This window comes from Azospirillum oryzae, from assembly GCF_008364795.1.
GTDB classification, from domain to species: Bacteria; Pseudomonadota; Alphaproteobacteria; order Azospirillales; family Azospirillaceae; genus Azospirillum; species Azospirillum oryzae.
This window is the reverse complement of the sequence record NZ_VTTM01000004.1, coordinates 207,832-229,698: the sequence shown is the minus strand read 5'-3', so window position 1 is coordinate 229,698 and position 21,867 is coordinate 207,832. Positions and strand designations below refer to the sequence as shown.

Sequence of the window (21,867 nt, the reverse complement as noted above, 5' to 3'; positions counted from 1 at the left end):
TTGGAACGGAGAGGGAGAAGGCGCGGTCAGAGCACCGACAGGTGGGTGTTCAGCAGGTCGGTGATCAGCATGGCGCCGGGGCTGTGGGTGATGGCGATCGGCGGACGGGCGTTGCGGATCGCGACCTGTGGCGTCACCCCGCAGGCCCAGAAGACCGGCACTTCGCCGGGTTCGATGGGAACCGCCTCGCCATGTTCGGGATCGGCGATGTCGCGGATGCCGATGGCCGCCGGGTCGCCGAAATGCACAGGCGCGCCATGCACCGACGGGAAGCGCGAGGTGATCTGGATGGCGCGGATGGCGTCCTTCGGCACCATCGGCCGCATCGACACCACCATGTTGCCGCGAAAGCGGCCGGCGGGGGTGCAGGCGATGTTGGTCTCGTACATCGGCACATTGCGGTTCATCGCGATGTGGCGCACCGGCAGCCCATCGGCCAACAGCGCCTCCTCGAAGGAGAAGGAGCAGCCGATCAGGAAGGCGACGAAATCATCCTGCCACAGATCGGTGATGTCGGTCGGCCCGTCTGCCAGCACCCCGTCGCGATAAACGCGGTAGCGCGGCACGTCGGTGCGGATGTCGATGTCGTGGCCCAGCGTCGGCAGGCGCGGGTCGCCGGCCTCCGACACCGCCAGCAGCGGGCAGGGCCGCGGGTTCGCCTGGCAGAAGCGCAGGAAGTCGCCGGCCCAATCCGCCGGCAGGATGGCGAGGTTGGCCTGGACATGGCCGGGGGCGAGGCCGGCGGTCTGGCCGCTGACGGCGCCGCTGCGGATGCGCAGGCGTTCGGCGGCGGCGGAGAGGAAGGGTGTGGTCATGGGGATGGTCCGGGGGGTTGGTGTTTGTGTTTGGAATTGTGCAGGTGGGGAAAAGTGCGATGCCCCCTCCCTGACCCTCCCCCGCCTTTGGCGGTGGAGGGGACCGTCGCCGCTTCGCAGAAGGCACCCTCTCCCGCGAAGCGGGGGAGGGTTGGGGAGGGGGCAATCGAAGCCGACTTCCCTCACATGCCCAGATACGCCTGCCGCACCTCGTCATTGCCCAGCAGGTCCTGGCCGCTGCCTTCCATCACGACGCGGCCGGTCTGGATGACGTAGCCGCGGTCGGCGATCTCCAGCGCGCGGTGGACGTTCTGTTCGACCAGCAGCACGGTGATGCCGCGCCGGCGGATCAACTGGATGGTCTCGAAGATGCGGGTAACCAGCTTGGGCGCGACGCCCCAGGACGGCTCGTCCAGCATCAGCAGGTCGGGCTGGCTCATCAGGCCGCGACACATCGCCAGCATCTGCTGTTCACCGCCTGACAGGGTGCCGGCCTGCTGCTTGCGCCGCTCGCCCAGCACGGTGAAGGTGTCGTAGGCGAATTGGAGCGTTTCCTCGCGCTTGGCCGCATCGCTGGTGGTGAAGCCGCCCAGCATCAGGTTCTGTTCCACCGTCAGGCGGGGGAACAGCCGGCGGCCTTCCGGCACCAGGACCAGCCCACGTTTCACCCGCTCGTGGGCCGACACGGATGAGATGTCCTGGCCCTTCAGCAGGACCGACCCGCCATCCAGCGCGTTCAGCCCGGCGACGGCGCGCAGCGTGGTGGACTTGCCGTTGCCGTTGCCGCCGACCAGCGCGACGATCTCGCCCCGGTTCAGGGTCAGGCTGACGTCGCGGATGGCCGGAACCCGGCGGTAGCTGGACTGGATGTTGCGGACCTGCAGCATCGCCTCGCCCTGCGGCGCGACGGCCACCGGGCGGACGGGTTCGGACAGCGTCGGTTGGAGCATCGTCTCACTCCCCCAGATAGGCGGCGATCACCGCCGGGTTCTCGGCGATCTCGGCCGGGGTGCCGTCGGCGATCTTGGCACCATAATCCAGCACAAGCATCCGGTGGGCGATGGGCATGATGCCCTCCATCACATGTTCGACGATGATGCTGGCGATGCCGCGCTGGTGGATGCGGTGGACCAGGGCAGAAGCCTCGCGCACCTCGGTCGGGTTCAGGCCGGCCATCACCTCGTCCAGCAGGATCAGCTTCGGTTCGGTGGCGAGCGCGCGGGCGACCTCCAGCCGCTTCTGTTCGGACACCGTCAGGTCGGACGCCGGGGTGTCGGCCCGGTGCGACAGGCCGACGAAGGCCAGTTCCTCCTCCGCCCGGTCACGCGCCTCGGCGACCCGCTTGTTGCGCAGCATGGCGCCGACCATGACATTCTCCAGCGCCGTCATCGACTGGAAGACGCGGACGATCTGGAAGGTGCGGGCGATGCCGAGCGCCGCCGCGGCCTCCGGCGTCGATCCGGTGACATCGCGCCCTTCGAAGGCGATGCGGCCGGTGGTGGGGGTGTGGAAGCCGGCGAGGCAGTTGAACAGCGTGGTCTTGCCGGCACCGTTCGGGCCGATCAGCCCGACGATCTCGCCATGATGGATGACAAAGCTGATGTCGCGGTTGGCAACCAGTCCGTCGAAGGCCTTGCCCAAGCCGTCCACGGCAAGCAGGGGAGCGGTGTTCATGGGCGGACCTCCATCTTCTCGGTCTTCACCGCAGCGGGCTTGGCGCCCGGCAAGTGGCGCCGCAGGTCCCCCAGCAGGCCCAGCACGCCGGACGGGCTGAACACGGCGACCAGGATGATCATGGCGGCGTAGATGATCATGTCGGTGCCGGATCCGGTGCTGCCGAACAGGGTGCGGCTGTATTCTTCGATGGTGATGAGGATGACGGCGCCCAGCACCGGGCCGGTCAGCCGGCCCACCCCGCCCAGGATGGCGATCAATGCGATCTTGATGGAGATGGTGCCGGCGAAGACGGAGCCCGGATCGATGAACATCTCCTTCTGGGCGTAGAAGCTACCGCCCATCGCGGTCAGGAACGCCGACACCGACAGGGCGATCAGCTTGTAGCGGGTCAGGCTGACGCCCAGCGCGCGGGCCGCCTCCGGCTCGTCCTTGATGGCTCGGAAATAATAGCCGATGTGGCTGCGCTCGATCGCCCAGGACACCAGCACCGTCAGCACCAACAGGCCGAGGATGATGTAGTAGTAGGGCAGCTTGGACAGGAAGATCAGCCAGCCCCAGCCGCCGCGGTCCATCGGCAGGTAGAGGCCGACGGCGCCCTCCAGGAAGTCGCTGTTGGTGACCAGGATCTGCATGATCTCCGCCACCGCGATGGTCGCCATGGCGAAATAATGCCCCTTCAGCCGGAAGCAGGGCCAGCCCATGGCGAGCGCGAAAAGCGCGGCCAGCAGTCCGCCGGCCAGGGCGCCGATCCAGGGCGTCAGCCCCAGTGTCGTCAGCAGCATGGTGGAGGTGTAGGCGCCGATGCCGTAGAACACCGCGTGGCCCAGCGAGACCTGTCCGGCATAGCCGCCGACAATGTTCCAGGCGACGCCCATCTGGGCGCCCATCAGGATCAGGATCAGGAAGTTCTGCTGCGACGGCTCGGTGATCGCCAGCGGCAGGACGGCGGCGAGGGCCAGCAGGGCGCCGGTGCCCATTGCTTTGCGCGAGATGGGCGCCTTGCGTGAAAGAGTGGTTCCGGTCGTCATCAGGCTTTCCCCAGCAGGCCGCGCGGACGCACCAACAGCACGACCAGCAGCAGCGACAGCACGATGGCGGTCTTGTATTCCGGGCCGATCAGGAAGCCGCCCAGCACCTCGATCAGTCCGACGATGATGCCGGCCAGGAAGGCGCCGGTGACGCTGCCGAAGCCGCCCAGCACGACCACCACGAAGGCGATCAGGATGAAGTTCGACCCCACCTCCGGGAAGATCGGGAAGAAGGTGGCGATCAGCCCGCCGGCCAGACCGGCACAGGCGGCGCCGATGCCCCAGGCAAGGGCGAACATCTTCTGCCCGTCGATGCCCATCAGGGTGGCCGCCTCACGGTCGATGGCGGTCGCCTCCAGCGCGGTGCCGAGGCGGGTGCGGTGCAGGAACATCCACAGGGCGCCGGTGACGCCGACCGCACCCAGGGCGGCGACGAACTGCGGCAGGCCGAACTGCACGGGGCCGAGCGCGATGTTGCCGCTGACCAGGCTGTGCGGGATCAGCCGGTGGTCCGGCTTCCAGAAGAATTGCGCCAGACCGCGCAGCAGGATCATCAGGCCGAAGGTCGCGAAGATCTGCGACAGCATCGGCGCCTTCAGGATGCGGCGGATCACCGTCTGGTAGACGATGACGCCGACCGCGAACAGCAGCAGCGCGGTCAGGGGAAGCGCCACGATGGGGTCGATGGCGAAGAGGGCGAAGGCCCAGAAACTGGCATACATGCCGAGCATCAGGAATTCGCCATGGGCGAAATTGACGATGTCCATCACGCCGAAGATAAGCGTCAGGCCCACCGCAACCAGGGCATAGATCAGCCCGATCAGCAGGCCCGACACGAGCACTTGGATGAAAATGTCTGCGGTCATTGCCGCGCCCCTTTTGCGGTCAGGGTGGGCCGGAGGAGCGATGACGGGCAGGATATCCCCCGCCATCGCTCCAACGAAAAAGTGCCGCCTCAGCGGCCGTCCCAGGCCGGCATCGGGTAGACGACCGGCTTGGTCGCCACGTCGAACGGCCACACCGTCACATACTGGCCGCCCTGCACCTGGACGATGATGCCCTGGCCCAGCTCGTTCTGGCCGTTGGCGTCGAACTTGACGCCCTTCCACGGCATGATCAGGCCGCTGGCCGGGATGTCGGTCTTCTGAAGCGCTTCGCGGATCGCGTCGGGCTTGGTGGAGCCGGCGCGGTCCAGCGCGTCGGCCAGCACGGCGATGCCGGTGAAGGCGCGGGCGGAGTTGCCGTTGAAGTTCACGCCGGTCCGCTGGTGCATCAGGTCGTTGACCTGTTTGATCAGCGGGTTGCGCTCTGCCTGATCGAGCGCCCAGACCTCGCGGCTGATGACGAACTCGCCATCCTTGCCCATGGTCTTCAGGAACTCGCTGTCGTTGAAGCCGGCGTCGTTGGCCAGCAGCATCTTCGGCGAGAAGCCCAGCTCCTTGTAGGTCTTCATCGACAGGATGGCGTCGCCGAGATAGCTGGACTGCATGATGACCGCCGGGGCGGCGGCCTTGATCCGCTGGACCTCCGACGTCATCTGCGTCGTCTTCGCCGGATAGAGGATCTTCTCGGCGATGGTGAACTTCTGCTCCTCGGCCAGCTTCACCTGCAGCTTGGTCGTCTCGTTGCCCCACAGCGTGTTCTCGTTGAACAGCGCGACGCTGCGCAGCTTGTCGCCGGTCTTCTTCTCCATGTCGCCGAGGAAGGTGAAGAAGTTGCCGACGAACAGGTCGTCATGCGGCGTGGTGCGGAAGAACCATTTGAACTTGCGCTGGGTCAGCGAGGCCGACGAGGATTCGCCGTTCAGGAAGGGCACGCCATAGCGTTCGGCGACCTGACTGGCGGTGGCGGTGACGTTGGAGAAATAGGCGCCAGTCAGCGCCACGACCTTTTCGCTGGTGATGAGGCGTTCGGCCTCGGTGGCGCCGACCTGCGGGTTGCCCTGATGGTCGCCGAAGATCAGCTTGATCTTGGCGCCGTTCAGATGCGGCAGGCCGATGCCGGCGACCAGCCCCGGCGGGGCGGGGATTTCCTTGTTGACGATGGCGGCGGCCAGCTCGGCAGCGGCCTTCAGTTCCACACCGGTGGAGGCGGCGGCGCCGGTCAGCGGATAGATCACGCCGATGCGGATCTCGTCCTCCGCATGGGCGGGAGAAGCACCGAAGCCGATGCCGGTCAGCGCGGTTGTGGTCAGCAGGGCCGCCGCAGCAAGCATGCGCTTGATCGTCTGCCGGCGGGTGGGGGCGTTGGCCGTGGGCGTGCGGGTGGGTTCGGTGATCGCTGCCGCGAACCGCATCGTGAATCTCCTCTGTTCAGTGCCTTGGTGGCTTGCGGCGCGTGCCTTTGCGGCTGTTCGATTGCGCCTCTGACAGGATGATGACACGAACAGTCTTGGGTCCGTCCAATCGTATGTTTTGATCTGGACTGATAAACAGTGACGATCAATCGCTCGGCTATGCGCACGGGGTCACCCAGCGGCCTGGGGCGCCTCGTTGCCGGTCGTCGCCTCGTAATTCGCCGCCACCTCGGCCGCCAGATCGGCGACCACCGACGCCATATGGTTCTCCGCCGTGGCGGAATGGGCGGCACAGAAGGTCATGCCCGGCAGGGCCGCCTGCGACCGGATCAGCCGCAGCCGACCCTCCGCCAATTCGCGCTGGACGATGACGGTGGGGATCACGCTGACGCCGACGGCGTCCACCGCCATCCGGACGACGCTGGCGAGCGAACTGTTGCCGAACATCCGCACCGGCAGGCCGACGGACGAGAACATCTCGCGGATCACGCCATAGGGCTGGGTGGTGCGGGAAAAGGTGATGATCGGCCAAGCCGCCAGATCGGCCAGCGACACCGGCTCCGCCGGCAGCGCCAACGCCGGACTGGCCACCCAGCCCAGCGGATAGTTGCCGACCGGGATCGCCCTGAACCGCACGTCGGTGTAAGAGGCCAGCATCACCGCCACGTCCAATTCATGCCGGGCGAGCGCATCGCGCAGGCTGGGGGAGGTTTCCACCTCGATTTCCAGAGACACGGCGGGGTAGAGGGCGTTCAGACGCTCGATCAGCTGGCTGAGCCAGGTGTGGACCACCGTTTCCGCCACGCCAAGCCGGATGACGCCGCGGATGGCGCTGCGGTCCGCCACCGCGGTCAGCAGCTCCGACCGCAGCGCCATCATCTTCTCGGCATAGGTCAGCAGGACCATCGCCTGCGGCGTCGGCGCCACCCGCCGGCCGACACGCTCGAACAGCAGCACGCCCAACTCGTCCTGAAGCTGGGCGATGCGCGCGGAGACGGCGGGCTGGGTGGTGTTCAGCCGCTCCGCCGCCCGACGGAAGCCGCCCAGCCGCATCGTCCAGATGAAGGTCTCCAGCGATTTCAGATCCAGCATGCCTCACCCATCCCCGTTCCGGATCATCGCACGCCGCACCGTCATCGCCGGCTGCCCTCAGTCCTCGTCGGCCAGCGTCGCCAGTTCCGCCTCCAGCACCGCCAGCCGCTCGCGCAGCCGGTCGCGCTCCGCCTCCAGCGCCTCGCGGCGGCTGACATGGTCGATCGCCTTGTTCCGCAGATCGCGCTTGAAGCGGACGATTTCCGGCCGGGTGACGTCGGGCCGGATCAGGTTGCGCTGGTCGGCCAACCGCAGCTGCTCGCTGGTCAGGGTGGCGAGCTGGTAGACGGTGGCGTAGCTCGGCGGCAACTTCGGTCCGGGCAATCGCCCGCTGTCCACCGCCTCCGCCACCATGCGCAGCTGATAGGCGACCTGATAGCCGAATGGCAGCTCGTTCTCGACCATCGCCTGGAACTCGCCATGCGGCAGGCGTGCCCGCGCCTGGACCAGATAGCGGCCGATCAGCAGGAACTTCTCCTGCGCGCTGCGCCAGAGGGTGGAGATTTCCTGGACGAACTCCTCGCGGCGGACAAGGTCGACCGTCGCTTCCGACATGCGTTCGATCCGTTCGTCCACGGCAATGTGGCGGCGGGCCTGGGCCTTGGAAACCTGCTTGAACCCGCTCATTGCGCCAGCTCCAGTTCGTGACGGACGAAGGCCCACACGCCGGCGACATGCTCGGCCCCCTTGCCCCCCTTCAGCTCCAACAGGCCGAGACCGCGGCCCGCGGTGAACTGGATGTCCTCGTAATCCGGCACCTCGACCGGGCAGATCCGGCCGTCGCCCAGCAGCTTGCGTTGCGCCTCGGTGAAGCCGCGGGTGCGCGGCTTGACGCGGTTCATGACGAAGGCGGCGTTCTTGCCATAGCGGCGGACGAAGCGCATCCAGGGCCGCACTGAATCCAGGTCGTCGTCGCTCTGTCCGGTCGGGACGACGATCAGGTCGGACGACAGCGCCAGCAGCTTGAACTCTTCCGGATGGTCCTCGATCGATGGCGGCGTGTCGATCACCAGCAGGTCGAAGCCCGCGATGCCGTCCAGCGCCGCCCGGATGTCGGTCGGCGTCATGCCCGCCTCGAAATGGGTGATGGACGCCATGCCGTCCGGACGCTTGGCGAACCACTTGGTCAGGCTGCGCTGCGGATCGAGGTCCAGCGTCGCCACCGCGCAGCCGTCGAGCGCCGCCGCCACCGCGATGTTGCGGCTGAGCGTCGTCTTGCCGATCCCGCCCTTCGGGCCATTGACCAGCAAGCGCTTCACCGGCACGTGTACCGTGTCGTTGCTCATTCCCATGCCCCTTATCGCCATCGGCTGTCGGCCTTTTTTATCAAAGCCGGGCCGTGGCGCAAATCTAAGACATGTCTTAGCTTCGCACCGCCCCGACAGGGTGTCGCCCCTGCCACAGACCGGCTTCCTAAGACAGACCCTGCGCCTATCATCGCATGCGACGCATCGCCGACGCCAGCACCGGACGCACAGAGGCGGATCCGCCCCCCGTCTCCCCGCTTCGCTCGCCGGCCATGGCGATGGCGCGCAACCGCTCGGCCAGAGCCCGTTCGGCGGCACAGGCCTCTTCGCACAGCGCGCGGATCTCGGCGATGCTCGGACGCCATTTGCGGGTCCGCCGCCAGCGGCGTGCCGCCTGATCGATCGCCCAGGCCGGGAACTCCCCCAGATCATCCGCCCAGTCCATCGCGAGCAATTGCTCCACCTCCGGCGTCGTGGTCTTCGCCGGAAAATGGCTGAGCAATGCCAGCACGCGGCCCAGCAGATGGTTGGCCGGTGCCGGCGCCAGGATGGTTTCGTCGATCTCCGCAAGCGCCCGGCGGGCAAGCGCGGCATGGCGCGGCGTCACCCCATCGGGCGGCGTCCAGTCCTCCACCACGTCGGCGAAACCGTCCTCGGTGAAGCGGCTGTGGCGCCCGACCTGCCCGCGGTCGAGCAGCCGTTGCAGCGGCTCCGGCAACGCCCCGCGCAACATCCGGCTGCGCAGGGCCGGGGCCATCGCCGGATCGAAGGGCAGCGGCAGGCTGGGCGGAACGGCCGGTGCTGCGGGGAACGGGTGCAGGTTGCTCATGCGATCCCCCAGGGATTGGCAGGCGTGGCCGATTGCCCGGCGTTCAGGCGCGCCGCAACGCTCGCCCAGGCCGACAGGCGCTGTTCCGCATTGGCGGCGGCGGTGGATGCCGCGGCGGGTGTCGATGCGCGGGGAGCGGTGCGCGCAGCACGGTTGCCCGATCCACGGTTGCCAAGTCCACGGTCGCCAAATCCACAGCCGCCGGATCCGTCGGCCGTTGCCGCGGGCTGTGGCGCCATACGCCCGGCGTCCTGCAAAAGCCACGACCGCCATGCCGCAGCCGGATCGCGGTAGCGGTAACCGTGGGCCCGGCACTGCTGGACGAAGCGTTCGGCATGTCCATCGACATCGAGGTCGGGAAAGCGTCCCGCCGCCCACTCGCGGTCGGTGGTCGGCGGCGTCCAGTCCTGCGGAACCGCCTCGGCCGCCGGTGCCATCCCCTCGTCCGCACGCCGGTGGAGCGTGTCAGGAATCTGTTCTGGTTCAGGCTGTTCGTGACTCGCCGGTGAACAGGGGGAGTCCGCCGCTGAGTCAGCGGGGCTGTCCACCCCTGCACCATCGCCGGCCTTCTCGTCCGCCGCGTTCCCGACGGTCAGCGCCAGCCGATACCGGCAGCTCAGCCGGCCGCCGTTGGACGAGCGGCGGTGTTCGATGCCGACCAGCCCAAGCGCCTCCAGCCGGCCCAGGATCCGGTTGACGGTCGGCCGGCTGCGTTTCAGCTTGTCCGCCAGCGTCGCCTGCGACGGCCAGCACACCCCCGCCTCGTCGGCGTAGGTGCTGAGCGCCGCCAGCACGGCGAGGCCGTCGGCGTCGAGGTCCGGGTGGTCGAGCCACCAGGCCGGGATCCGGCCCCAGCGGTTTTGCCCGGTGCGGTTCGGGCTTTTGCTGTTCTCGGTCATCTGTGGCGATACTCCTCCGCGCCATCCGCGCAAGATCGGACGCATGGACGGCCGCATGTCTGGCTGTCACGATTGGTCCAGAGGATTCGAAGCGGTTGATGGCAGAGTCGAATCGCGGGCAGGCACTCCATGACCACCCCATGGAGCGGCAGCCCGCACATGGTGAGCGACAGCCCGCGACCGTAAAGCCCCTGCCCGCGACCATGGAGCATCGGCTCGCGGTTCCCTGCCGAATCGGAATCCTGATGCCTTTGGCCGCGGTCCTGGAGCCTTTGCCCGCGATTTGGCCCCTGCCGCCCGCCCGCGATCCCGGCCAATCCTGGAGCAACAGCCCGCGATGGACCGCGGATAGGGGCAATCGCGGGCAATCCGGTCCCTCTCGCATCCGTGCCTGCCATCCATGGAGTGGCAGCCCGCGGTTCCGCCCGGCAAGCCCGCCGGTCCACCGGCGCCGATTCTTCCCGATTCTTCAAGGAGTCACGGTCACGTACCCCGGCAGGACGGTTCTCACGGGCCAATCGCGGGCTGTCGCTCCATAACCGCGGGCCGTTGCTCCATCATCGCGGGGGGTGGCGCCATATGCGCGGGCTGTCGCTCCATCCCGGATGCGGTAATTTCTCCGCGTTCTGTTGCACCGGCGGGTCCGGCGCGCCATGGTTACTCCCGACCTTCGGAGACGTTCATGACCAAGATGGCCCCGACCAGCGCCGCGCAACTCATCCTGTTCGAGCTGGAAGACCGTTCGCAATCGCACCTGATCGCGCTCTACGATCTGGCGCCGCGCTTCGTCTTCGTCTCCCGCGACAACGACAAGGAAAAGGCCGCCAAGGACAAGGGCGAGCTGGTCACCAAGGACAACTTCATCAAGTCGGTGCGGCGCGAGTTCGCCTTCCGCGGCCGCAACTATCGCCTGACTGTCCAACCCGCCCGTATCGACCGGCTCAGCACTGCGAAGAGGGACGACCGCGCTCCCGGTGCCGGACCGGATCTGGTCGAAGTCGAGATCTTCCCGTCTGAGCGCGAGCAGGTGGTGGAGCAGGTCGTCCGCCGTCTGGCCATGGACCGCTCGCGCCTGTCGCTGACCGGCGAGAACCGCGACAAGGTGCAGATGCGCTTCAGCCTCTACGAGATCCAGCGCGAACTACGGGCGGTCAACCACACCCTGTCGATCCAGGACATCCGCGAATCCCTGACCATCCTAGCGCGGTCGCGCATCATCATCTCCACCGGCGGCAGCGCCGAGCCGGGGAAGAAGAGCCGCGGGCAGAACCTGCTGGAATCCACCGCCTTCCCGGTGCTGGCGATCCGTTCGCGCCCGGATCTGATCGATGAGGATGGCGGGGTCGAGGAAACCTATCTGGAATTCAACCCGCTGGTCTCCGCCGCGATCCGCGATCTGGAGTTCAAGCCGGTCTCCTACGCCTGGCTGATGAAGCTGAAGTCGCCGGTGTCGCGCTGGCTCTACAACCGCCTGTCGATCGAATACGACACCGCCGACGACGAGGCGAAGCCGATCTCGATCAGCGCCGACGAGATCATCAAGAACAGCGGCATGAACGAGTGGTCGCGCCGCCGCGACACGCTGCGCGTGGTGACCTCCGCCGTCGACGCGCTGGTGGAAGAGGGGATCCTCGACGTCGCCGACAAAGAATACACCAAGGTCGGCAAGCGCATCGACGCCATCGACTATGTGCTGACCCCGTCGCAGAAGTTCCTGGATCAGGTCCGCCGCGGCCGCCGGGTGCAGACCACCAACATCGACCTGCTCAAGCAGATCGTCGGCAACGCCATGCGTCCCGACGGTTTCGTGCCGTTGAAGGCGGGGGAGGCGGCGGAGGTCCGCAACAAGCGCGCCAAGCGGCTCGCCGATCCGGCCAAGCCGCAACAGGCCGCTCTGCCGCTGCCGAAGAAATAGCGGCTCAGCGCGCCAGAAGGCGCCGCGCCACAAGCGTAAGCGCCGTTCCCAGCAGGGCGCCGGCCAGCACGTCGGATGCCCAATGCCGGTGTCGGACCACCCGTCCGCCGGCGAGCGCCGCCGCCGTTCCGTAGATCATCAGGCTCTGTGCCGGCGACCGGCTGACGGTGGCGAGCGCCGTCGCCGCGGCAAAAGCGCTCGCCGCATGTCCGGACGGCAGCGACCGCGCGCTGATGCGCCATCCCGGTTTGCGGCGCGGGGCGCATTCATCCGGGCGCCGACGCTTCACATAGCGCTTGATCGAGCGGCTGGCGGTCGCCGTCACCACCAGACCGGCCACGCCGACGCTGCCGGCGCGGCGCAGATCCGGTTGACCGGTCAGCAGCCCGACGATGCCGGCGATGGCGAAGCCGGGGATCAGCACATGCCGCTTTATGGCGTAATGGCCCGCGGTCGCCAGCGCATGGCTGACCGGGCCGGGATCGCAGGTGACGATGTCGTGGACCTGCGCATCGAGTGCATCGAGGGCGGTCAGGGTGGGCTGAAGGATGGCGGGAACCGGGTTTCCGCCATAGCCGATGCCGCCGCCCGGATTCTCGATGCCGCTCTTTTCCCCGCTCTGTTCAATGATGTCGCTCAACGCCGGTCCTCTGCCTTCCGCGCCGCAGCATGGGCGCTGCAGAGGAACGCAGGGCGGGCGGGGGCGGTTCCGCGCCCGCCTTGCTTCCGGTTCGGATCAGCCCTGCGCCGGCTGCCAGCCGGCGAAGGCGTCCAGCACCGCCGTCAGCACCCGCTGCAGCCTTGAAGCCCGGTCGGGGCGATAGGCGAAGGGCGGCGCCTCCTCGTCCATGTAACGGTCCTGCGCCAGTTCCATCTGGATGGCGTGGACGCCGTGCCCCGGTTGGCCGTAAGCGCGGGTGATATGGCCGCCGACGAAGCGCCCATTGGTGACGCAGGTCATCCCCTCGGCCGCGACGGCGCTTTCCATCGCCGTGACGACGCGGGCGATCAGGCCGGGGTCGGCGCTGGTGCCGTGCGCCGTGCCCAGATTCAGGTCGGGGAGGCGCCCCTCGAACAGGCGCGGCACCTGGCTGCGGATCGAATGGGCGTCATAGAGCAGGGCGAAGCCGTGCCGCGCCTTCACCCGCGCCAGTTCAGCCGCCAGCGCATCATGATAGGGCCGCCAGTAGCCCTCCACCCGCTGCGCGACCTCCGCCGCGTCGGGCGCCTGGCCCTCGCGGTAGAGCGGCGTGCCGTCGAACAGCACATCCGGGCACAGGCCGGTGGTGGCCTGTCCGGGATAGAGGCTTTCGCCGGTCGAGGCCCGGTTGAGGTCGACGACGTAGCGCGAATAACGGGCACTGAGCAGCGTCGCGCCCAGGCCGCTTGCGAAGCCGTACAGGCGCGGGATGTGCCAGTCGGTGTCGCGCAGGGTCAGCGCCTCCTCCGTCAGCCGCTCGGCCAGACCGGGGGAAAGCGCGGTGCCGCAATGGGGCATGCTGATGACCAGCGGCCCGTCGCCCTGCACCAGATCGAAGATGGTGTCGGTCATTGTGCGGTCTCCAGGGATACCGGCATCAGATGGTCCAGCGCGCCGTTGCGCACCAGGGCGCCGATGGCGGCCAGATCCGGGGCGAAGTAGCGGTCGACCTCGTAACGCGGCACCTCGGCGCGGATGGTGGCGATGGCCTGCTCCAGCCGCTCGGCCGTCTTCAGCGGGCGATGGAACTCCAGACCCTGAATCGCGGCCAAAAGCTCTATACCGACGATGTCCGCGACATTGCCGGCGATGTCGCCCAGCCGCCGGGCCGCGAAGGTCGCCATGCTGACATGGTCCTCCTGGTTGGCGGAGGTCGGCAGGCTGTCGACGCTGGCGGGGTGGGCAAGCGACTTGTTCTCCGACGCCAACGCCGCAGCGGTGACATGGGCGATCATGAAGCCGGAGTTCAGACCGGGCTCCGCCACCAGGAAGGGGGGAAGGCCGCTGATGGTGGTGTCGATCAGCATGGCGATGCGGCGCTCAGCCAGCGCGCCGATCTCCGACGCCGCGATGGCGAGCTGGTCGGCGGCCATCGCCACCGGCTCCGCATGGAAGTTGCCGCCGGACAGCACCTCGTCGGTGTCGACCAGAACCAGCGGATTGTCGGTGACGCCGTTGGCCTCGATCACCAGCGTGCGCGCCGCCTGCCGCATCTGGTCGAGCACGGCGCCCATCACCTGCGGCTGGCAGCGCAGGCTGTAGGGGTCCTGCACCCGGTGGCAATCGGGGCCTTGGTGGCTGGCGTTCAACTCGCTGCCGGCCAGCACCTCGCGGAAGGCGGCGGCGACGGCGATCTGGCCGGGCTGGCCGCGCAGCGCGCTGATGCGGGCGTCGAACGGACGGTGGCTGCCCATCACCGCCTCGACCGACAGGGAGCCGGCGACCAGCGCCGCCTTGAAGGTGCGCTCGATCTCGAACAGGCCGGCGAGCGCCAGTCCGGTCGACACCTGGGTGCCGTTGATGAGAGCCAAGCCTTCCTTGGCCTTCAGGTCAAACACCGGCAGGCCGGCGATGCGCAGCCCCTCTTCCGCCGGCAGCGTCTCGCCCTTCACCCGGACATGGCCGATGCCGAGCAGCACGCCGCACAGATGGGCCAGCGGAGCCAGATCGCCCGACGCGCCGACGGAGCCCTTGCCCGGCACCACCGGCAGCACGTCGGCCTCATAGAGCTTCAGCAGCGCATCGACCAGCGCCGGCCGCACGCCGGACGCGCCGACGGCGAGGCTGACCGCCTTGATGACCAGGATCAGGCGGACGACGCCGTCGGCCAGCGGGGCGCCGACGCCGGTGGCGTGCGACAGGATCAGGTTGCGCTGGAGCGTTTCCAGATCCGACGCGGCGATGTGGGTGTGGGCCAGCTTGCCGAAGCCGGTGTTGACGCCATAGACCGCCTCGTCGCCGCCGGCGATCCGGTCGATCAGGGCGCGCGAGCGCTCCATCCGCGGATAGGCCGCCGGGTCGAGCGTCAGGGCCGGACGGCCGCGGTAGATGCTGCGCAGCGTGTCGAGCGACAGCGCGCCCGGAACCAGGGTGATGGTCTCGCTCATCCCAGAAGTCTCCCAAGTGTCTTTTTGAAGCGGTCGGCGATTTCCTCCTCGCGCGGGTGGCGGCGGTCGCGGACGATTGCGCGTCCGGCGATCACCACATCGCGCACGAGGGGGGTGTTGCCGGCGAAAATCCAGCCGTCGAGCAGCGCATCGCCCTTGCGCGCCGCCAGCAGCGGGTGATCGGTGTCGAGCACGACGATATCGGCGCGGAGTCCGGCGGCGATGCGCCCGGCCTCAAAGCCGGTGGCCTGCGCCCCGCCGGCCTGGGCGTCCTCCACAAGCCGGCGCGCGGTGGAGCGGCGGGGGCCGCCGGCCAGCACGGTGCGCCGTTCGCTGGTCAGCCGCGCGCCGTACTCCAGCCAGCGCAATTCCTCCACCGGGCTGACGGAGATGTGGCTGTCGGAGCCGATGCCCCAGCGCCCGCCCTGCGCCATATAGGACTCGGCGGCGAAGAAGCCGTCGCCCAGATTGGCCTCCGTGGTCAGGCACAGGCCGGTGACCGCACCGCTGGCGGCGACGCCCGCGACCTCCGCCCCGGTCATGTGGGTGGCGTGGATCAGGCACCAGCGGCCATCGACCGGCTGGGTGTCGAGCAGATGCTCCACCGGGCGGCTGCTGCGGAAGGCGAGGCAGTCCTCGACCTCCCGTCGCTGCTCGGCGATGTGGATGTGGATCGGGCCTTGCGGGTTGGCGGCGACCGTCTCGGTCAGCAATTCGTCCGTTACGGCACGCAGCGAATGCGGGGCGATGCCCAGCCGCACGTCGGAGGATTCGCCATAGGCGCCGCGCAGGGACTCGGTCAGCCGAGCGAACCCTGCCCCGTCATGGATGAAGCGGCGCTGTCCGGCGGTCGGCGGCGTGCCGCCGAAGCCCGACGCGTTGTAGAGCACCGGCAGCAGCGTGATCGGCAGCCCGGCCGTCCGCGCGGCGGCGACGGCGCGGTGGCTCATCTCCGCCGGGTCGGCGTATGGGCGCCCGTCGCGGTCATGGTGCAGGTAATGGAATTCCGCGATGGCGGTGAAGCCGGCCTTCAGAGTCTCCACATAAAGCTGGGCGGCGACCGCCTCGAAATCCTCCGGCTCCATGCGGTCCAGCGCGCGGTACATCACCTCGCGCCAGCTCCAGAAGCTGTCGGAGCCCTCGCCGGAGCTTTCTCCCATCCCGGCGATGGCGCGCTGGTGGGCATGGGAATGCAGGTTGGCGATGCCGGCGACCGCCGCCCCGGCAAAACGCTCCGCATCGGCCGGGCAGGCGGCGCCGGGCGTCGCCGAGACGATCCGGCCGCGCTCGTCCACCGTGACCAGCACATCCTCCGCCCAGCCGTCCGGCAGCAGCGCCGAGGCAAAAAACAGGTTGCTCATGAGGGCGTCCTCGCTATTATAGACAACACTATACAAGTATAGGCAACCTGATGCCAAGAGGGTTGCTGCACGAACTTGTAGGAAGGAGCCGAACCGATGCCGACCAGCGCGCCGTGGGATTCCCTGTGGATCGACCTGTCCGTTGCCACCATGGACGGTGCAGCGAAGGGCGACGCCGACGGCTACGGCGCCATCGCCGACGCGGCGGTGGGCATCAAGGACGGCCGCATCGCCTTCGTCGGCCGCCGCGCCGACTTGACCGATGCGCCGGACGCGTTGGCGACCGAGGTGCATTCAGGGCAGGGCGGCTGGATGACCCCCGGCCTGATCGACTGCCACACCCACCTCGTCTATGGCGGCAACCGCGCCCGCGAGTTCGAGATGCGGCTGAACGGCGCCACCTATGAGGAGATCGCGCGGGCCGGCGGCGGCATCCTGTCCACCGTCACCGCCACCCGTGCCGCCAGCGAGGACCAGCTTCTGGCCGCCACCCTGCCGCGGCTGGACAGCCTGCTGGCCGAGGGTGTGACGACGGTGGAGGTCAAGTCCGGCTATGGCCTCGACACCGAAACCGAGACGCGCATGCTCTGCGTCGCCCGCCGGCTGGCCCAGGTCCGCCCGGTGGAGGTGCGAACCACATATCTCGGCGCCCACGCCCTGCCGCCGGAATTCAAGGGAGACGCCGACGGCTACATCGACCGCATCTGTGACGAGACGCTGCCAGCCATCGCCGAAGCCGGGCTTGCCGATGCGGTGGACGCCTTCTGCGAGGGGATCGGCTTCTCGGTCGCCCAGACCCGCCGGGTGTTCGAGACGGCGAAGCGGCTCGGCCTGCCGGTGAAGCTGCATGCCGAACAGCTGAGCAACCTCGGCGGCGCCCGGCTGGTGGCGGAATTCGGCGGGCTGTCCGCCGACCACATCGAACATCTCGACGAGGAGGGCGTCGTCGCGATGGCCAACGCCGGCACGGTTGCGGTGTTGCTGCCCGGCGCCTTCTATGCGTTGCGCGAAACCAAGCTGCCGCCGATCGACCTGCTGCGCCGTCACGGCGTGCCGATGGCGCTGTCCACCGACAACAACCCCGGCACCTCTCCGGTCACCTCGCTGCTGCTGATGCTGTCGATGGGCTGCACCTTCTTCCGCCTGACCCCGGCGGAGGCGCTGGCCGGCATCACCCGCCATGCGGCGAAGGCGCTCGGCCTGACCGACCGCGGCGTGATTGCTCGGGCCAAGCGCGCCGATCTGGCGGTGTGGCGCATCGAACATCCGGCGGAACTGGCCTACGCCATCGGCCTCAACCCCTGCATGGCGGTGGTCAATGGCGGGGTCGTCCGCAAGCCGCATGTGGAGGCCGCATGAGCGACGTCATCTCCACCGCCCAGCCGCGCTACGCCCAGATCAAGGAGGCCATCCGCCGCCGGATCAGCTCCGGCGACTGGCCCGAAGGCTTCCAGATCCCGTCGGAGCACAAGCTGCTGGAGGAATTCTCGGTCAGCCGCATGACGGTCCACCGCGCGCTGCGCGACCTGACCGACGAGGGGCTGCTGACCCGCGTGCAGGGGTTGGGCACCTTCGTCGCCGAACGGCCGCCCAGCACCGACGTGGTGGAACTGCGCAGCATCGCCGACGAGATCGCCGAGCGCGGCAACGTCCACGCCTGCCGGGTGGAGCGATTGCTCGCGGTTGCCGCCGATGCCGGGCTGGCCCGCCGCTTCAACCTGCCGGTGGGGGCGAAGCTGTTCCATTCCGTCGTCGTCCACAGCGAGAGCGATGTGCCGGTCCAGCTGGAGGAACGCTGGGTCAACCCGGCGGTGGCGCCGGACTATCTGGACCAGGACTTCACCCGTCAGACGCCGGGCGAGTACCTGATCCGGCTGGAGGCCTCGCCGCAGGTGGAGCACGTCATCGAAGCGGTGTCGCCGACGGCGGAGATCGCCCGCCTGCTCGACATCCCCGTCACCGAACCCTGCCTGCGCGTGACCCGCCGCACCTGGGTGCAGGGGCGCGTCGTGACGGTGGCGATGCTGGTCCATCCCGGCAGCCGCTACCGGCTGGGGGCAAGGTTCCAGCTGCCGCCGCCTTGAGGAGTTAGACCCCCACCTGACCTCCCCCGCTGGGCGGGGGAGGGACTGCCGCCACCCTTCCGCACAAGCGCCAACTCCCTCCCCCGCGATCGGACCGGCCTCCGGCCGGCCGAGAGCGGGGGAGGGTCGGGGTGGGGGCAAGAGTCAGCACCGCAAGAGCTTTTAGACACACTCACCCTCCCACCAGGAGCCACCCACCCATGTCATCCCGCCTCGACAACCAGCGCGTCATCCGTGCCCCGCACGGCCCCGAACTGAGCTGCAAGAGCTGGCTCGCCGAGGCGCCGATGCGCATGCTGATGAACAACCTCGATCCCGACGTCGCCGAACGGCCGCAGGAGCTGGTCGTCTATGGCGGCATCGGCCGCGCCGCCCGCGACTGGGAAAGCTTCGACCGCATCGTCTCGGCGCTGAAGACGCTGAACGACGACGAAACCCTGCTGGTCCAGTCGGGCAAGCCGGTCGGCGTCTTCCGCACCCATGCCGACGCGCCGCGCGTGCTGATCGCCAACTCCAACCTTGTGCCGCGCTGGGCGACCTGGGAGCATTTCAACGAGCTGGACCGCAAGGGTCTGGCGATGTACGGCCAGATGACCGCCGGCAGCTGGATCTACATCGGCAGCCAGGGCATCGTGCAGGGCACCTACGAGACCTTCGTCGAAGCCGGGCGCCAGCATTACAACGGCGACCTGAAGGGCAAGTGGATCCTGACCGGCGGCCTGGGCGGCATGGGCGGGGCGCAGCCGCTGGCCGCCACCATGGCCGGCGCCTGCATGCTGGCGGTCGAATGCCGCCCCAGCAGCATCGAGATGCGCATCCGCACCGGCTATCTCGACCGCCACACCGCCGACCTGGACGAGGCGCTGGCCTGGATCAACGAGGCCTGCGCGAAGGGCGAGGCGATCTCGGTCGGCCTGCTCGGCAACGCCGCCGACGTCTTCCCCGAGCTGGCGCGCCGCGCCGGCACCGACATCAAGGCCCGGCCGCACATCGTCACCGACCAGACATCCGCCCATGATCCGGTGAACGGCTATCTGCCGCAGGGCTGGACGCTGGAGGAGTGGGAGAGCGCCCGCGAAAGCCAGCCGGCCGCCGTTGCCGCCGCCGCCCGCAAGTCGATGCGGGTGCAGGTGGAAGCCATGCTGGCTTTCCACGCCATGGGCATCCCGACCGTCGATTACGGCAACAACATCCGCCAGATGGCGAAGGAGGAGGGGCTGGAGAACGCCTTCGACTTCCCCGGCTTCGTCCCCGCCTATATCCGTCCGCTGTTCTGCCGCGGCATCGGCCCGTTCCGCTGGGCGGCGCTGTCCGGCGACCCGGAGGACATCCGCAAGACCGACGCAAAGGTGAAGGAGCTGATCCCCGACGATCCGCACCTGCACAACTGGCTGGACATGGCGGCCAAGCGCATCCAGTTCCAGGGCCTGCCGGCGCGCATCTGCTGGGTGGGCCTTGGGCAGCGCCACCGCCTCGGCCTCGCCTTCAACGAGATGGTGAAGTCGGGCGAGCTGAAGGCGCCCATCGTCATCGGCCGCGACCATCTCGACAGCGGCTCGGTCGCCAGCCCGAACCGCGAGACCGAGGCGATGAAGGACGGGTCGGACGCCGTGTCGGATTGGCCGCTGCTGAACGCGCTGCTGAACACCGCCAGCGGGGCGACCTGGGTCAGCCTGCACCATGGCGGCGGCGTCGGCATGGGTTTCTCGCAGCATTCCGGCATGGTCATCGTCTGCGACGGCAGCGACGCGGCGGCCAAGCGGATCGAGCGCGTGTTGTGGAACGACCCCGCCACCGGCGTGATGCGCCACGCCGACGCCGGCTATGACATCGCCATCGACTGCGCCAAGGAGCAGGGGCTGAACCTGCCGTTCCTGAAGTAACGGGGAGGGGGGGATTCTCCCTCTCCCGCCCCGGGAGAGGGAAGGGGCCCATGCGGAGCATGGGAAGGGTGAGGGGTGATCCAAGGATATGAAATCCATGTTCGGATAGCCCCTCACCCTCCCCACTTCGTGGGTCCCCTCCCTCTCCCGGGGCGGGAGAGGGCATTCTACTCACACTCCCCGGATCAGCTCCGAATACCAGCGCGCGGACTCCTTCGGGATCCGCGCCTGGGTTTCGAAATCGACCCGGACGATGCCGAACCGCGTGCCGTAGCCGCCGCCCCATTCGAAATTGTCCAGCAGCGACCAGACGAAATAGCCGCGCACGTCGGCGCCCAGCCGCTTCGCCTCCGCCATCGCCGCGATGTAGGCCTGGAGGTAGGCCAGCCGCTCCGCATCGACCACACGGCCCTCGGCGTCGGGCGTCTCGGCCGCCTTGGTGCCATAGCCGTTCTCCGTCACGTAGATCGGCAGGCGGTAGCGGCGGGTCAGGTCGACAAGCGTCTCGCGGAAACAGCCGGGGTCATAGGGCCAGTCGATGGCCGTCCGCTTCATCCCCGGCGGCGGCGACCCGAAGCCGAAGCCCCAGATCAGGCTGTCGTCTTTGCGGCCATAGACCGGCGCATAATGGTTCAGCCCGAACCAGTCCACCGGCCGGGCGATGCGCGCCATGTCGCCGGGCTGCACGTACGGCTCGATGGCCTCGGCGATGCGGCGCGGATAGCGGGCCAGCAGCTGCGCGTCGGGGAAGGCGCGGTTCCAATGCTCGTCGAACAGGGCCGCCGCCTCGACATCCTCCGGCTTGTCGGTCTCGGGCCGCATCGGCTGCACGCTGTGCACCGCGCCGATGGAGGCCCCCGGCACCAGCGCCCGCAGCACGTCCACCCCGGCGCCATGGGCGAGGTTGACGTGGTGGATCACCTTCAAATGGGTGGCGCGGTCGGCGATGCTGGGCGCTCCCCAGCCGAAGGCCCAGCCGAACAGGGTGAAGACCGAGAACTCGTTGAAGGTGGCCCAGCGCTTCACCCGGTCGCCATAGCGCCGGGCGCACAGCGCGGCATAGTCGGCGAACCAGCCGATGCTGTCGCGGGTGCCCCAGCCGCCCAGATCCTGCAAGGCCTGCGGCAGGTCCCAGTGATAGAGGCAGAGCCAGGGCTCGATCCCCTTCTCCAGCAGCCGGTCGATCAGCCGGTCGTAGAAATCCAGCCCCTTTTCATTCGGCGCCCCCCGCCCGCGCGGCAGCACCCGCGGCCAGGAGACGGAAAAGCGGTAGGCCTGCAAGCCCAGATCCGCCATCAGGTCCACATCCTGCGGCATCAGGTGGTAATGGTCGCAGGCGACATCGCCGCTCTCGCCATTGTCGACCCGGCCCTTCAGCTTGCAGAAGGTATCCCAGATGCTGGGCGCCCGCCCGTCCGCCTCGGCCCCGCCCTCGATCTGATAGGCCGAGGTTGAGGCGCCCCACAGGAAATCTTTGGGAAAAACCGGACGTTCGGCCATGGCGGATCACCCGAATGGAGGATACCCGAATCCTACGCCATTCCCGTCCGGGTGGAAGGGGCCAATCGTCGCTGCCGCCGCCGCAGCCGGGCACCACCATCCGTCGGGTAAAGCGTCACCATATCGCGGTCGACAGGACGGCACGGCGCTCCTA

At 68.5% G+C, this 21,867-nt stretch carries 20 protein-coding genes; 4 read left to right on the top strand and 16 right to left on the bottom strand.

The window, feature by feature from the left end; translation table 11 throughout:
• Positions 1-26: 26 nt before the first annotated feature.
• From FZ938_RS14480 to FZ938_RS14430, 11 genes are all read right to left on the bottom strand, one after another.
• A complete protein-coding gene (locus FZ938_RS14480) occupies positions 27-815 on the bottom strand; it encodes a putative hydro-lyase (protein WP_149199189.1) in 789 nt (262 codons plus the stop codon).
• Between the two features lie 182 nt (positions 816-997).
• The gene (locus FZ938_RS14475; protein WP_246799025.1) at positions 998-1,765 is read right to left on the bottom strand and encodes an ABC transporter ATP-binding protein; all 768 of its coding nucleotides are present in this window, start codon (positions 1,763-1,765) and stop codon (positions 998-1,000) included.
• 4 nt (positions 1,766-1,769) lie between these two features.
• Positions 1,770-2,489, bottom strand: a complete 720-nt coding sequence (locus FZ938_RS14470) for an ABC transporter ATP-binding protein (RefSeq protein WP_149199188.1) — start codon at positions 2,487-2,489, stop codon at positions 1,770-1,772.
• Positions 2,486-3,520: a branched-chain amino acid ABC transporter permease gene (locus FZ938_RS14465; protein WP_149199187.1), complete on the bottom strand. Its 1,035-nt coding sequence runs from the start codon at positions 3,518-3,520 to the stop codon at positions 2,486-2,488. Before FZ938_RS14465 ends, FZ938_RS14470 begins: the two co-directional genes overlap by 4 nt.
• Positions 3,520-4,386: a branched-chain amino acid ABC transporter permease gene (locus tag FZ938_RS14460; RefSeq protein ID WP_149199186.1), complete on the bottom strand. Its 867-nt coding sequence runs from the start codon at positions 4,384-4,386 to the stop codon at positions 3,520-3,522. The genes FZ938_RS14465 and FZ938_RS14460 overlap by 1 nt, the downstream gene beginning before the upstream one ends.
• Before the next feature lie 89 nt (positions 4,387-4,475).
• Positions 4,476-5,816 carry an ABC transporter substrate-binding protein gene (locus FZ938_RS14455; RefSeq protein WP_211101062.1) on the bottom strand — a complete coding sequence of 447 codons (1,341 nt, stop codon included), beginning with the start codon at positions 5,814-5,816 and terminating at the stop codon, positions 4,476-4,478.
• Between the two features lie 171 nt (positions 5,817-5,987).
• Positions 5,988-6,908: a LysR family transcriptional regulator gene (locus FZ938_RS14450; protein ID WP_211101061.1), complete on the bottom strand. Its 921-nt coding sequence runs from the start codon at positions 6,906-6,908 to the stop codon at positions 5,988-5,990.
• A gap of 57 nt (positions 6,909-6,965) precedes the next feature.
• Positions 6,966-7,535, bottom strand: a complete 570-nt coding sequence (locus FZ938_RS14445) for a hypothetical protein (RefSeq protein ID WP_109151800.1) — start codon at positions 7,533-7,535, stop codon at positions 6,966-6,968.
• Entirely contained in the window at positions 7,532-8,194 is a 663-nt protein-coding gene (locus FZ938_RS14440) for a ParA family protein (RefSeq protein ID WP_149199185.1), read from the bottom strand. Before FZ938_RS14440 ends, FZ938_RS14445 begins: the two co-directional genes overlap by 4 nt.
• Before the next feature lie 148 nt (positions 8,195-8,342).
• Entirely contained in the window at positions 8,343-8,984 is a 642-nt protein-coding gene (locus FZ938_RS14435) for a hypothetical protein (protein ID WP_149199184.1), read from the bottom strand.
• Positions 8,981-9,883: a helix-turn-helix domain-containing protein gene (locus FZ938_RS14430; RefSeq protein WP_149199183.1), complete on the bottom strand. Its 903-nt coding sequence runs from the start codon at positions 9,881-9,883 to the stop codon at positions 8,981-8,983. The genes FZ938_RS14435 and FZ938_RS14430 overlap by 4 nt, the downstream gene beginning before the upstream one ends.
• 682 nt (positions 9,884-10,565) lie before the next feature.
• Between FZ938_RS14430 and FZ938_RS14425 the strand changes: the two genes are divergently transcribed.
• Positions 10,566-11,798 (top strand): plasmid replication protein, encoded by a 1,233-nt coding sequence (locus FZ938_RS14425; protein ID WP_149199182.1) that lies wholly within the window; start codon positions 10,566-10,568, stop codon positions 11,796-11,798.
• A 4-nt stretch (positions 11,799-11,802) separates the two neighbouring features.
• Here the strand turns inward: FZ938_RS14425 and FZ938_RS14420 are convergent, their stop codons facing one another.
• From FZ938_RS14420 to FZ938_RS14405, 4 genes are all read right to left on the bottom strand, one after another.
• Positions 11,803-12,438: a phosphatase PAP2 family protein gene (locus tag FZ938_RS14420; protein WP_149199181.1), complete on the bottom strand. Its 636-nt coding sequence runs from the start codon at positions 12,436-12,438 to the stop codon at positions 11,803-11,805.
• Positions 12,439-12,534: 96 nt separating this feature from the next.
• The gene (hutG, locus tag FZ938_RS14415) at positions 12,535-13,350 is read right to left on the bottom strand and encodes an N-formylglutamate deformylase (protein WP_149199180.1); all 816 of its coding nucleotides are present in this window, start codon (positions 13,348-13,350) and stop codon (positions 12,535-12,537) included.
• Complete coding sequence (gene hutH, locus FZ938_RS14410; protein ID WP_149199179.1) at positions 13,347-14,885, bottom strand: histidine ammonia-lyase; 1,539 nt, start codon at positions 14,883-14,885, stop codon at positions 13,347-13,349. Before hutH ends, hutG begins: the two co-directional genes overlap by 4 nt.
• Positions 14,882-16,246, bottom strand: coding sequence for a formimidoylglutamate deiminase (locus tag FZ938_RS14405; RefSeq protein WP_149199178.1), 1,365 nt, complete (start codon positions 16,244-16,246; stop codon positions 14,882-14,884). The genes hutH and FZ938_RS14405 overlap by 4 nt, the downstream gene beginning before the upstream one ends.
• A gap of 96 nt (positions 16,247-16,342) precedes the next feature.
• Here FZ938_RS14405 and hutI point away from each other — a divergent pair, with 96 nt between their 5' ends.
• The 3 genes from hutI to hutU all read left to right on the top strand — a co-directional run bounded on the left by hutI (position 16,343) and on the right by hutU (position 20,213).
• On the top strand, positions 16,343-17,605 hold the full coding sequence (gene hutI / locus FZ938_RS14400) for an imidazolonepropionase (RefSeq protein WP_149199177.1): 1,263 nt from the start codon (positions 16,343-16,345) through the stop codon (positions 17,603-17,605).
• Positions 17,602-18,330, top strand: coding sequence for a histidine utilization transcriptional repressor HutC (gene hutC / locus FZ938_RS14395; RefSeq protein ID WP_149199176.1), 729 nt, complete (start codon positions 17,602-17,604; stop codon positions 18,328-18,330). The genes hutI and hutC overlap by 4 nt, the downstream gene beginning before the upstream one ends.
• 200 nt (positions 18,331-18,530) lie before the next feature.
• Positions 18,531-20,213: a urocanate hydratase gene (hutU, locus tag FZ938_RS14385; protein WP_149199174.1), complete on the top strand. Its 1,683-nt coding sequence runs from the start codon at positions 18,531-18,533 to the stop codon at positions 20,211-20,213.
• 171 nt (positions 20,214-20,384) lie between these two features.
• Here the strand turns inward: hutU and FZ938_RS14375 are convergent, their stop codons facing one another.
• On the bottom strand, positions 20,385-21,713 hold the full coding sequence (locus FZ938_RS14375) for a GH1 family beta-glucosidase (protein ID WP_149199173.1): 1,329 nt from the start codon (positions 21,711-21,713) through the stop codon (positions 20,385-20,387).
• Between the last annotated feature and the right edge of the window lie 154 nt (positions 21,714-21,867).